Annotated in this window: 9 protein-coding genes; 3 read left to right on the forward strand and 6 right to left on the reverse strand. The window is 54.1% G+C overall.

The window, feature by feature from the left end:
• Nucleotides 1-28 precede the first annotated feature (28 nt).
• From ACU6TU_RS13790 to ACU6TU_RS13815, 6 genes are all read right to left on the reverse strand, one after another.
• Nucleotides 29-2212 carry an OsmC domain/YcaO domain-containing protein gene (locus ACU6TU_RS13790; protein ID WP_447144260.1) on the reverse strand — a complete coding sequence of 728 codons (2184 nt, stop codon included), beginning with the start codon at nt 2210-2212 and terminating at the stop codon, nt 29-31.
• Nucleotides 2213-2418: 206 nt separating this feature from the next.
• Entirely contained in the window at nt 2419-3777 is a 1359-nt protein-coding gene (locus tag ACU6TU_RS13795; RefSeq protein WP_447141973.1) for a Fic family protein, read from the reverse strand.
• A 509-nt stretch (nt 3778-4286) separates the two neighbouring features.
• The gene (locus tag ACU6TU_RS13800) at nt 4287-5666 is read right to left on the reverse strand and encodes an ATP-binding protein (protein WP_447141974.1); all 1380 of its coding nucleotides are present in this window, start codon (nt 5664-5666) and stop codon (nt 4287-4289) included.
• Between the two features lie 82 nt (nt 5667-5748).
• Nucleotides 5749-6126: a hypothetical protein gene (locus ACU6TU_RS13805; protein ID WP_447141975.1), complete on the reverse strand. Its 378-nt coding sequence runs from the start codon at nt 6124-6126 to the stop codon at nt 5749-5751.
• Nucleotides 6127-6242: 116 nt separating this feature from the next.
• A complete protein-coding gene (locus tag ACU6TU_RS13810; protein WP_447141976.1) occupies nt 6243-6530 on the reverse strand; it encodes a hypothetical protein in 288 nt (95 codons plus the stop codon).
• A 442-nt stretch (nt 6531-6972) separates the two neighbouring features.
• Nucleotides 6973-7431 (reverse strand): YccF domain-containing protein, encoded by a 459-nt coding sequence (locus ACU6TU_RS13815; protein ID WP_447141977.1) that lies wholly within the window; start codon nt 7429-7431, stop codon nt 6973-6975.
• Between the two features lie 218 nt (nt 7432-7649).
• On the opposite strand from ACU6TU_RS13815, the gene ACU6TU_RS13820 reads away from it, so the two are divergent.
• From ACU6TU_RS13820 to ACU6TU_RS13830, 3 genes are read left to right on the forward strand one after another with little or no spacing between them, the layout of a single operon-like run.
• Nucleotides 7650-8825, forward strand: coding sequence for an efflux RND transporter periplasmic adaptor subunit (locus tag ACU6TU_RS13820; protein ID WP_447141978.1), 1176 nt, complete (start codon nt 7650-7652; stop codon nt 8823-8825).
• Entirely contained in the window at nt 8822-11911 is a 3090-nt protein-coding gene (locus ACU6TU_RS13825) for an efflux RND transporter permease subunit (protein WP_447141979.1), read from the forward strand. The genes ACU6TU_RS13820 and ACU6TU_RS13825 overlap by 4 nt, the downstream gene beginning before the upstream one ends.
• Complete coding sequence (locus ACU6TU_RS13830) at nt 11908-13305, forward strand: ATP-binding protein (RefSeq protein WP_447141980.1); 1398 nt, start codon at nt 11908-11910, stop codon at nt 13303-13305. The genes ACU6TU_RS13825 and ACU6TU_RS13830 overlap by 4 nt, the downstream gene beginning before the upstream one ends.
• Nucleotides 13306-13308: the final 3 nt, after the last annotated feature.

Here is a 13308-nt window from a genome sequence, read left to right on the forward strand (position 1 = left end):
CCTCAACACAGCTACCCAGAGTCAGGCATCAGCTGGCCCGTGCTGCCCGCGCGGCGTGGAGCTTTTGGTAGCTTTCGATCAGGCGCTGGTGGCGCTCCAGCCCTTCCAGCGCCATGCTCGTAGGTTCAAGGCCATGGAAACGCACCTCACCCGCAACCGAGCCAACCACGGCGATCATGGTGGTTTCGCCAAACATACGTGTCAGGTTCGGCAGGTAGTTATCCAGGTCCAGCTCGTCATCGAGGACAATTTCCAGCACGGCGTTCACCGCCTGGTAGAAAAGCCCGCGCTCAACGGTGTTGTCGTTGTACTGCAGGAACATCTGTACGTACTCCAGCGCCGCTTCATGTTCCTGAAGCGCCAGATGGATCAACAGCTTAAGCTCCAGCAGGGTCAGCTGGCCCCACACCGTGTTTTCGTCAAACTCGACACCAATCAGGGTGATGATGTCACTATGCTCATCCACTTCGCTGTCTTCCAAGCGCTCCAGCAGTGCCGCCAGCTGCTCATCATCCAGACGATGCAGATTGAGGATATCGTCACGAAACACCAGCGCCTTGTTGGTGTTATCCATGACCAGGTCTTCCAGCGGATAAACCTCGGAATACCCCGGCACCAGAATACGGCAGACCGGCGCGCCGAGGTCTTCATGCACGGCCACATAGACCTCTGCCTCAAGATCTTCAAAAATGCCGAACAGCGTATCGGCTTCTTCCTGAGTGGTGCCGGAGAAATCCCACTCGCAGAAGTCGAAATCCGCCTGGGCGCTGAAGAAACGCCAGGACACCACGCCAACGGAGTCAATAAAGTGCTCGACAAAGTTGTTCGGCTCGCTGACGGTCTGTGAGTTGAACGTCGGCAGCGGCAAATCATTCAGGCCTTCAAAACTGCGCCCTTGCAGCAGTTCGGTCAGGCTACGTTCCAGGGCTACTTCAAAGCTCGGATGCGCGCCAAAGGAGGCAAACACACCGCCAGTACGCGGGTTCATCAGAGTGACGCACATGACCGGGAACTGCCCGCCCAGCGAGGCATCCTTGACCAGCACCGGGAAGCCCTGAGCCTCAAGCGCCTCAATACCTTCCACAATGCCCGGGTAACGCGCCAGCACCTCGGGCGGCACGTCCGGCAGGGTCATTTCCTGCTCGATGATTTCACGCTTGACCGCCCGCTCGAAAATCTCTGAAAGACACTGCACCTCGGCTTCGGCCAGGGTGTTACCAGCGCTCATACCATTGCTGAGGAACAGGTTCTCGATCAGGTTGGAGGGGAAGTACACCGTCTCGCCGTCGGACTGACGAACAAAGGGCAATGAGACAATGCCGCGATCGGCCCGGCCGGAATTGGTATCAATCAGGTGCGAACCGCACAGCTCCCCTTCCGGGTTATAGATCGCCAGGCAGTGCTCATCCAGAATTTCCGCCGGCAGCTCGTCATTCGGCCCTGGCTGGAACCACCGCTCGTTGGGGTAGTGCACAAACTCACTGGCAGCGATGTCCGGCCCGAAGTACTGGTCGTTATAGAAAAAGTTACAGCTCAGGCGCTCGATAAACTCGCCCAACGCCGAACACAGGGCCGCTTCCTTGGTCGCGCCCTTGCCGTTAGTAAAGCACATCGGTGAGGCCGCATCGCGGATGTGCAACGACCACACGTTGGGCACGATATTGCGCCACGAGGCAATCTCGATCTTCATGCCCAGGTCGGCCAGCAAGCCGCTCATGGTGGCGATAGTGTCTTCCAGCGGCTTGTCCTTACCTTCAATATAGGTACGCGACTGGCCATCCGGCGCGCCCATCAACAGTGCCTGGGCGTCTTCATCAATATTTTCGACCGTTTCAATCACAAACTCAGGCCCGGTCTGTACGACCTTTTTGACCGTGCAGCGATCTATCGAGCGCAGCATGCCCTGGCGGTCTTTCTCGGAAATATCCTCCGGCAGCTCGATCTGGATCTTGAAGATCTGCTTGTAGCGGTTTTCCGGGTCGACAATGTTGTTCTGGGAAAGACGGATATTCTCGGTGGGGATATCCCGAGCGTTACAGTAGACCTTGACGAAATACGCCGCACACATGGCAGACGACGCCAGAAAGTAATCAAACGGCCCCGGTGCCGAGCCATCGCCCTTATAGCGAATCGGCTGATCAGAGATAACGCTGAAGTCATCAAACTTGGCTTCCAGACGCAGGTTATCGAGATAATTGACTTTAATTTCCATGCGGATACCCGGATAAATGAATGAGGTGCGCCATTGCATTGGCGAATGGCGCCATTATCCAGTTTTTGACCCGGCCCGTCTCGGGGTGAGTGGCGAGCGGACGAAATATCCAACGCCTATCAGGCGAACATCAGCCGACTGGCGTGCCTCCATCAATCCCGCGTGCCGCCCCGTCATCCATGCTTGCCATTGTGTACAGCCTTCCATCATTTTTTTATCAGATTCAACATATTAGCAGGCGCGATAAAAACGTCTTTTTTACCGATTTTGTATTTTTTCAGTAGATGGTATTTGTCTGCTAGCGCCAGCAAGTCGGTGCGTGCCGTCTGATACGCGATGCCATGCGCATTTTGGTGGGACTTGATCGTGTATTCCATGCCTGGATTATCCAGCGCATTTTTTAAAAGCCCCAGTTGACGGTGGTTAAGTAGTCCGTTGAGTTTTGATTTCCTGAGAATTTTTTCAGTCTCTCTGACCTCGCCTGCTTTATCTGCAAGATAGCGATGCAGGTCAGCAATCGATTTTTTGATCACTTCAAGCTGATGGATAATGAAATAGGTCACATCATTACCATCCGTTTCTGTGTGCAGATAAGCCGCCATGTACTGTGCCGGCGCCTGCTTCAACACCCGGGAGATGGAGATATACTCCATCAACCAATACCCTTCCTTCGCCATCACCCAATAGAAAAGCGCTCGCGCCGTTCTACCATTACCATCCACAAAGGGGTGGTCATAGCCAATCATGAAGTGGACAACAATGGCCTTGATAACAGGCGGTATAAAACTCGTCTCGCTGTCATTTTCTGAATTAACAAAGTCACATAGCTGTTGAATACGGTCATCAAGCTGTTGATAGGCTGGCGGCGTATGTAGCAGCTTGTCATCCAGTGAGTAAACCCTGATATCGTCATCCTGCCCGCGAAGAACACCTGCTTTATCTTCGTCTCCAGCAGGTAACGTATCTTCTGTTACTATTCTATGCAGTTCACAGATCATTGATTTCGTGAGCGTTTCATCCTTGTACTCGCGAATAAAGCGCATGGCATTGTAGTTATTACGAATCATTTTTTCTGAATGATCCTTTGGGGCTCTGCCTGAACGCAGCATATCCTTGGCCACCTGGCGGGTGGTTGCAGCGCCTTCCAGTTGGCTGGAGCTAATCGCCTCTTCAATCAGCGAATTGATCAGGTAGGTTTGCTTTGTTTGCGGGTCTGAGATGCGGCTGTCCGCCTGGATAGCGCCCGTGGCATTTTCGCTTATCCAGAGAATGTCGCGCATGACGATATCCGGTACGCAAAACCGAAAGGGCGCCCCCTGCTTGTCTTTGAAGGGTAGATCTTTTGAAATGCTCTCACGCGCGTGGCGCATGGCCAGCCAGTAAAGCTCGGCATCATAGCCTTCTGGCATCGCCAGATGCCTGAGCTTGTCCCAGTGCAGGTAACGCCCCTTGCTGTCTGTCGGCCCCACCGTGCCACCGAATAGCAACGCTATTTTCGCAATATCACCACTTTTAAGCAGCTCAAGCAGCCTTTCTTTGGGTGGTGGAGAGACAGGTACCTTCATCGAGACCACCTCTGTTACTAATTTTAGTCAGATTAGTATATGGAAGGGCGCGATAAATTAATACTAATGATTAGAATGTTAGTAGATAGGAGGGTGGGGCAAAATCACGTCCCCTCTATGCTTGTGATCGGTTATTCCCACACGACCCGCCACCGCGTCATTCCCGCATGCTTTTAGCGGGAATCCATGTTGATCTTGGTTTTCAGGAATTGGCAAGAAAGGTCAAGATGGATTCCCGATTACCCCACTCGGGAATGACGGATCAGTGCCCCACTATACTGCGGTTTGCTCAGCCTCATGCTTGGCCAACTCGCCTCTTTTTAAGATTAACGATTTATCTACACGGTAAGCTCATCGCCGTAACAAATGGAAAGGATCTTCATCAATGCAAATGACTTGGCCGCTATCGGCCAAGATTTGCACTTTAATAATACATAATATAATGATCGACTCATGCTTCAGTTTTGAGTCGCAGAGCGGTGAAGCAATTTTCGCAGTGCAGCCTATTGTTAAACTGTTTTCGAGCGCCATGCCGATGCCGCTCCTTTTCGTCCAGGTATCGGCTCAATTAATTCTCTATCTTTTAAACGAAGGAAAACATTTTTCATAGTGTTTTCACTTTTTATTCCAGTAATATCACGAGCAATACGATTGGTAATTTCCTCATTATCCTCTAAATATTCCAGCACTAACTCTTCAGGTGATGCCAAGGATTCATGAGGTATAACAACCAACACTGAGTTCTCCTTCTCATTTACAAAGGGAGGCTTCAATCTCAGTGCTTCCATTGCACTGAATGCTGTGTTTAAACCTTCACCGACATCTTGGTTGGGAGGGTTCGGAAATTTATTAATTAAACTAACCAGCATTGGGTTCCGAGAAGCTTGTGCATCCAAAATATTTTTCGTAGTTACATGACCAGGAAGCCTTCCGGGGCTCTCGACTTCGATACGGTTGTCAAAGATTCTCACTTGAACATCTGTAGCAACACTATAGTCTCTGTGCAAAACAGCATTAGTTATTATCTCATGTAGAGTTTCATTTGGGTATATAATGGGTTCCATACCTTTTGGCCCAAGCCGCTGAATATTTTCAACAATTTTCACAGTTTCTTCAACTGAAGAATAGATTACAGTATAACTATCACCTTCAATTGTTAGCGGCACTCCGTCAAGAAACTCTCTTCCGATATCCTCATCTTTCGTCCGATATCGCATTATTTTAACGCTGCATCTTTTAGGAAGGTAAACTGCAGGCTCATCACAGAAAAGAAGAACACCACAAACTTTACACTGACCTTCCCTAATTAGCTCCTTATTATTCAAATAGGACAAAGGCTCGGCACTAGGCACAACGTTCATCATAAAGTTAATAATTGAAATACTATTTTCTATCTTCGCTAAATCAACGTTCACCCACTCATCTTCGAAAGTAACAATACCCTTATCAAGTTCAAGCTGCCTTAATTGATCATCTGTGATAATTTTTGCTTTTCCGGCATTCAAGCGAACAAAAACCTCACCTTTGCTTGACCTGACTACTTCCTTTACCTTTTTCACCGCAATATGCAGCACATAGCCTTCTAAACCAAGACATTTGTAATATTCAAAAAACAAATGGTTTCCAAAGTAATGTGCTTGAAACAATGTTTGAATAATATCGTTTGCAGCTTCTACATCGCCAAATCCCTTCCACTCTCTACTTTTCTCTTCCCCAGTTTCAGAAATTCCAATATAGACATCTCCTCCGCCGGCATTTGCAAACGCAGAGATTGTTTCTGAGAGCTTAGCCGGTTTGATTTCTTTTGCCTTTACGTCGTTCAGAAATCCTTCTTCTACATTGATTATCTTTTCTGCCTGCTCTCTGTCAATTTCGTAGACTGGGTACATCACACCTATCCTTAAAGGTTTATCTCATATGTCTAACTCTAGGCGGTTAAGCTATCTCTGACTAGCCTTGTTATCATTTCCTTTAATTCGATGTGTAGGTCTTGCCTTCTAACAACCCGCCATTTGAGAGAGTGATTTCTAATCGCTTAAATAGTGCTAAGAAGTCAGCGATATTCATATTCACGCGAATTTCTTTGACCTCGACTGGTTCTCCAGAGGCTTGAAGCATTTCTGGGATATTCTCGTAACCAATCAATTCAGCGACTAAGAATTTAACGCTTACTGGGTCTTTGTGTGTTCCATGGTTTTCGCCAACCCACATAGAAACACCAACAACAAATTCATCATTGATATAACCGTTTATTTTCAACCACTTGGTTGCATCAGTCATATCAGCATTATCAGCTGCTGCGCTACCTTTTAAATCGTTGTACTGAACTGACGCTTTAAAATTCTCCATTAATTCCTCCTTAGATTTATGGCTTGTTATGCTGACGCCGAAGCACAGCGGCGACCCTGGAGTGGCGACGAAGGATACACGGAAAGGGCGTCCGGCGGCCGCGATGCTGCACCTTGTTAACTGGCATGATAACGAGCACGCAATTCAGCCCAAGCTGAACCAATCATGACGCTGCTGATCACTGAGAAAAAGACGGTCAAGAGATTGCCCGCCATTTCGAGCGCTGGAAAATTCATATGCCCACCGTTCATGCTTGCACCTATGGCGGCCAAAGATCCATATAGAAGCAGCACTATTCCGCCGAATAAGAGATTGACCGGTTTAGCTTTAAGTAGAGAAAACATTATGCCCAATCCACCAAGCACCCACACGCCAGCTAATAGAAAAAATATCTCAGCATCCATTTAAGATTCCTTCCTAAAGTCGCAATTTCATCCTGCATCTGCACAGTTAACAGGTACTAGACAGCGCGTTTTATGATTGAACAATCGTGCTGACACTTTTCCCGGCAAATGCAGCCTGCCAGATACTCCAAGCCTATGATACTTTTGCCTATTAATTTCCATTAGGCCGTATGGCCAAAATTCGCGCTCCTGTTGTATTGCCAAGAATGACCGCTCAGCGTCGCAAGCAGTCATCTCCCAAACCACTTCCCCACCAACTTGCGCCCATAAAAACGTTGGCCTGGGTGTGCCGAGCAAGCTGGAAGGTGTTTGTTCGTCGCGTCCTGCATCATGGTGGCTCCTTTCACTACTATGTTTCAAAATGAGACTAGCAGCTAAGTTAATATTGCGCCATGTGCCGCAGTGCATTCCCTCGCTTTCGCGTAGGGATTGTGTATGTCCGTTAGTCGCTGCGCCTGTCTTCCAGCGTTTTTTCCGAATTCGCTGCCCTTGCTGCAGCCGCGACTTCTTTCGATACAATGGTTTTACCGATGGGAAAGAGCGCAATACCCGCCAACTTGAGGTGTTGAATACTGAAAGGAATGCCGATAATGGTGACAAAGCACACTATCGCCGATGCCACATGGCCTAATGCCAGCCAAAAACCCGCAAAAATGAACCAGATGATATTCCCCAGCAAGCCAAGCCCACTGGTACCCAGGTCGTCTTTCTGGGTTAACTCGTTGCGGTTGATCGCTTCCTGACCAAAGGGGAAAAAAGAAAACGTTCCTATCACAAAGCAGGCTCGCCCCCAGGGGATCCCCACAATGGTTATGAAGGCAATTAACCCAATCAGCCACCACATGAGCCCCATGAAGACGCCACCCAACAAAAACCAAAGCAAATTACCAATCGCTCTCACATACTTCTCCTTAAGTGGTTCAATCCCTGACAGACTCGGTGTTGCAACTTACATAATAATGCCAAGCCGCTGAGCTATCTTAATCTTCTTGCTGACCTTCCACACTCTTTGCACATTGCGTGTCGATTGGTTGCGTCTGCGTCGCGCATGCTGGTGGCATGTTATCTTTATGGTTTTTTCGCCTGACGTTATTTTGAATCACGGAAGTTATCACGCCTATGCCTCCTGCTCGCCTGCGCCTTTCGCGCCAACAGGGCCGTTTTCGCCCTGGAATACTGATTGCTCTGCTGGTGCTGATCGGCGGTTTCGGGCTTGCCTGGTGGTTGCTCAATGAGCCGCCCCGTGTTGAGCGCCGCCCGCCCGCCGAGCCAACGCCGCCTCGTGTTGAGGTGGAGCGCGTTGAGGCAAGCCTGCAGGCACCGGTGCTGCACGCCTTCGGCCGCGTTGAGGCGGAACAGCAGGCCAACATTGCCAGCCGTGTGTCAGGAACGCTTGAGCATTTTGCCGATAATGTCGTACCCGGTAGCGTGGTCGAGAAAGGCGCTACCCTAGCCAGTATTGATCAGGCCGATCTGCGCCTGGCACTGGAAGATGCCGAGGCTCAGCTGGCCAATGCCCAGGCACAGCTCGCCCTTGAGCAGGCGGAGCAGCAGCGGGCACGTAGCGAATATGAGTCCTTTGGTCGCCAGCTCTCGGCGGAGCGCCGTGCGCTGGTCCTTCGCGAACCGCAGTTACGTCAGGTTCAGGCGCAACTTACCCAGGCACGGGTCGTCCGCGATCAGGCAGCGCTTAATCTGGAGCGCGCCACCCTGCGTGCGCCCTGGCGTGCCATGGTTCAAGCGCGGCTTGTCGGTGCGGGCAGCCTGCTTAGCCAGGGCAGTGAAGTCATCAGCCTGATTGGCGTGGAGCAGTTCTGGATACGGGCATCGCTGCCGGGTGATCAGTTAGCCTGGCTTACCGTTGGCGACGACGTCACCCTGACCAGCCGAGGCTGGCCAGAGGACGAAAAGCGTGCCGGGCAACTGCTCGCCTTACTGCCGAGCCTTGAAGAAAACGGCCTGCAAGCGCAGCTATTGATTGCCGTGAATGACCCGCTGGCACTGGAAAGCCAAGGCCCGGCTCTGCGTTTGGGCGATGTGGTTCGCGCCGAGCTGCGCCCGACGCCTCGGGAAACACTGATTGCCCTGCCGCCCGCGGCATTACATCCGGGGGATATTGTCTGGTGGGTGGATGACGACAATCAGCTACAGCAGCAAAAAGTACAGCTGGCCCATCGTGGCGAAGAGACGGTGTTAGTGCGAAGTGGGCTGGAAGACGGCCAACGGGTCGTTGTGGCCGGGCTGGCGCAGCCCCGTGCAGGGCAAACCGTGCGACTCGGCGAGGCAACACAATGAACCGTCGTGGCCCGCTTGCCTGGATGGTCGACCATGGTGTCGCCCCTAACTTGCTGATGATTATATTGATTGCGGGTGGCCTGCTGGCATCACTGAGCATCAAGAAGGAGTTGTTTCCCAACTTCGAGATGGAAGTGGTCAATGTCAGCATCAGCTACCCAGGTGCCACGCCTGAAGACATCGAGCAAAGCATTCTGCTTCCCGTTGAAGCGGCACTTGCCGATGTCGAGGGTATCGATGAGCTGACCGCCACCGCCAGCGAAAACAGCGGCCAGGTACGCGCGGAACTTACTGATGGCGTGGACATCATGCGGGTCTATCAGGACATTCAGCAGGCAGTCAACGCCATCACCCTGCTGCCGGACGCCGCCGACCCACCACGCTTTACCCTGGCAGGCGGGTCGCGTAGCGTACTTAGCCTGCAGGTCTACGGTAATGTTGGGCTGGGTGCCCTTCACGATGCGGCCGAAAATGTTCGCGCCGAACTCCTTGCCGCTCAGGGTATTTCACGGGTGGAGCTTTCCGGCAACCGAGCGCGTGAAATTCAGGTGCTGCTGGATGACGAAGCCATCCAGCGTTATGGAATCGATCACCAGACACTGGCCACCATTATTGGCCAGGAAGCCCTTGACCTGGCCAGCGGCCAGTTGACCACCCGCGAAGGCGAGTGGCTGATCCGCTATCAGGGGCGGCGAGATGATGCGCCGTCGTTTGCCGAGTCAGCGGTCATCACCAGCACCCAGGGTGCACCGGTCCGGCTGGGAGATATTGCCAGGGTGCAGGCGGGGTTTGCCGACACCAGCCGCGAAGTTCTGTATAACGGGGTTCCCGCCCTTTCCGTCAATGTCTATCAGGTTGGCAATCAGACGCCCACCGGGCTTTCCAGCGTGGTTCAGGGCGAGCTTGAACGCCTGCGAACCAACCTGCCGCAAGGAGTCAGCCTCGACGTTTCCCGCGATAGCTCGGAGGTCTACCAGGGTCGTCTGGATCTGCTGCTCAAGAATGCCTGGCTGGGGCTGGCGTTGGTCATGGTGTTGATGGCGCTGTTTCTTCAGGCACGGCTGGCCTTCTGGGTAACGCTGGGTATTCCGATTGCCTTTCTGGGTGCGCTGCTGTTCCTGCCCTGGATCGGCGTTTCGCTGAACCTGATTTCGATGTTCGCGTTTATCATCGCCCTCGGCATCGTGGTGGATGATGCCATTATGGTCGGCGAGAATATCTACAGCTACCGCGAGCAAGGCTACCCCCTGCGTGATGCCGCCGTTCTGGGGGCCCGTGAAATTGCCACCCCGCTGACCTTTGCGATTTTATCCAACATCGTCGCTTTCATGCCGTTGCTGTTTCTGCCCGGTTTCCTCGGGATCATTTTTGCCACTGTGCCCATGGTGGTAATCACTGTCTTTTTGATTTCCTGGGTCGAAGCGCTGTTTATTCTGCCCAATCATCTGGCCCATAGTCGGGTCAACAAAAAAACCTCTGCCGGTTGGCTGGATCGACTGCGCCAGCGCATGCAGGCGGGGTTGAAGCATTTTATCTATCAGCGCTTCGAGCCTTTCCTGCAAGGTGCGCTGAACCAACGGATGCTGACGATTTCCATCAGTGCCGTGGTTCTCGCCGTCACCCTCGCCTGGGCAATGAGCGGCCGAATGGGCTTTTCTCTCATGCCACGCGTGGAGTCTGATCAGGTACAGGCCAGCGTTAGCGTACCGATTGGCAGCCCGATGGCGCTAGGCCGCTCCCTCAGCCAACAGCTGCTGGATGCGGCCAACACCCTCGACGAGCGCGAAGAAGGGCTAAGCTTCACCAGCACCCGCACCCAACTGGATGGCGCGAGCCTTAGCGTGCGCCTGGACATTGCCCCGGAAAGCCTCAAGGACTGGCCTCCCTCACGGATTGCTCCTGCCTGGCGTGAGCTGAGCGGTGAACTGGCAGGCGCTGAGTCGGTGCGTTTTGAATCCGATGTGGGTGGCCCGGGTAGCGGGGCGGCACTCAGTCTACGGCTTTCCCATCCCAACACTCAGGTGCTCGAAAGCGCCGCCGCACAGCTTGCCGTGACGCTGGGCAATTACGGCCTGATCGATATCGACAGTGGCCTGGGCGATGGCAAGCCTCAGCTGGAAATGCGCCTTTCCAGCGAAGGCCGAGCCTTGGGGCTGACCGGCAGCGACCTGGCGCGTTCCCTGCGCGGGCCCTTGCAGGGTGCCACGGCGTTAGAGCAGTTTATCGGGCGCAGCGAAGTCAGCGTTGACGTTCGCCTGCCCCCTGATGCCCGCGACAGCCTTGAAGAGCTTTACCGGTTGCCGGTACGCACACCCGATGGGCTGAGCGTTCCGCTTTCCCGCGTGGCAGATATCTCCCTGAGCCAGGCCTCCAGCAGCATCCAGCGTATCGATGGACGGCGAATCATCACCGTCACCGCTGACAGCGAAAGCGATGTGGCCATCAACCAGGTACTGGCGACCCTACGCGAAGACGTCTTCCCGGGGTTGCAGGCACAATTCAGCGGGCTGGAAATCGGCCTGGGTGGCCGCCAGCAGGATACCGCCGACAACCTTGCCACCCTGCGAACCGCCATGTGGCTGATGCTGGCCGCGCTTTACGCCTTAATGGCCATTCCGTTTCGTAGTTACTCCCAGCCGTTGCTGGTGCTGGCCGCCATTCCGTTCGGTATCGTGGGCGCGATTGGCGGGCATATCATTCTGGGTTTTGGCCTGTCGATCATCAGCCTGCTCGGCATGCTGGCGCTATCCGGCGTGGTGATCAACGATGCCCTGGTGCTGATTGACTATGCCAACCGCAAACGCCGTGAAGGCATGGCGGCACGCGAGGCAATTGTGGCTGCCGCCACCCGTCGCCTGAGGCCGATCATGATGACCACGCTGACCACCTTTCTGGGGCTGGCGCCGATGATGCTGGAAACCTCCCGTCAGGCACGTTTCATGATTCCCATGGCCATTTCACTGGGCTTTGGCATGTTGTTTGCCACCTTGATTCTGCTGATACTCGTGCCTTGCCTTTATCTGGGGCTGGAAAACCTGCGTGAACGCCTGCAACGCCCCACCGCCAATGCCGAGGTGAGCTCATGAAATCCATCGCCGCACTGCGCCCGACCTCGCGACTGGGCGTCAAACTGTTTGCGATTATTTTAAGCGTTAACGTGGCCATTTCCGCAGGCGTCTTCCTGGCCGTTTCGCATAGCATTGATCGCGGCTTTCTGGATTATCTGAGCCAGGCTCAGCAAAATCGTGCCACTGTGCTGGCCGACGGGCTACAGAACCGTTGGCGGTATCATCAGGGCTGGGAATGGCTGGCCAGCGAGCCCTCGCGCTGGCCAGCCGTGGTGCGCCACGCCCTGGGGCGTTCCCATCGCGAACGCCCCTCACCGCTGGGCGAAGCGCGGGACTTTGTACTGCGCGACACAACGGGGCATTACATCATTCAGCCCGAACGCGAGCACGTCTCGGACGACTGGCAATGGTTACCCCTTGAGGTGAACGGCCAGTCGATCGGCACCCTGGGTTATCGGCCGCCCCGCCAGATAATGGAGCGCATGGAAAACCGTTTTCTGGAACGCCAGCAACGTAATCTGATGATTATTGTTGTGTCACTGGGCATTGCCTCGTTACTGCTGGCAGGTGGGCTCTCCTGGTGGCTGGGCCGCCGTGCCCGAGCACTGGCAGTCGCCACCCAGCGCCTTACCCAAGGGCATTACCACACCCGCCTTGCGGAGCGCGGTCGCGATGAGTTATCGCGCCTGGCCAGCGATTTCAACGTGCTGGCCGCCACCCTTGAGGCCAACCGTGAAGCCCGCGCCCGCTGGGTATCGGACACCGCCCATGAACTGCGTACCCCATTGGCCGTGCTGCGCGGTGAAATTGAGGCCATGCAGGATGGCATTCGCCCGTTGAGCCAGGAAAACCTCGGTTCACTGGGCCAGGAAGTCGCTCAGCTGGAACGCCTGGTAACGGATTTGCGGTTACTTTCACAAAGTGATGCAGGCGCTCTCGACATCCAGCTGGCCCCGCTGGACCTGAGCGATAACCTGCAACATCGCCTGGACGATGCCCGCCATTGGCTGGAAACGTCAGGCCTCACGCTGGAATGCCGGATAGAGGCTGGCATCATGATCCGTGGGGACGCCCAGCGCCTGCGCCAGCTGTGGAACAACCTGCTGGATAACAGCTGCGCCTACACCGAGGCCCCCGGTCAGCTGCGCATTACCCTGAAACGTGACCCGCAACAGGCACAACTGACATGGGAAGATAGTGCACCGGGAGTGCCTGACAGTGAACTTCACCGCCTGACCGAGCGTCTTTATCGGGTAGAAGGGTCACGCAGCCGCTCCAGCGGTGGCAGTGGGCTGGGCCTATCGATTGCCAAGGCGCTGGCACATGCCCATGGCGGGCATCTGGAAGCCAGCACCTCCCCACTGGGCGGATTACGCTGGCGGCTGACGTTACCGCTATTGCAGGCCGATTAATCC

It is taken from the genome of Halomonas sp. LS-001 (genome assembly GCF_052983955.1).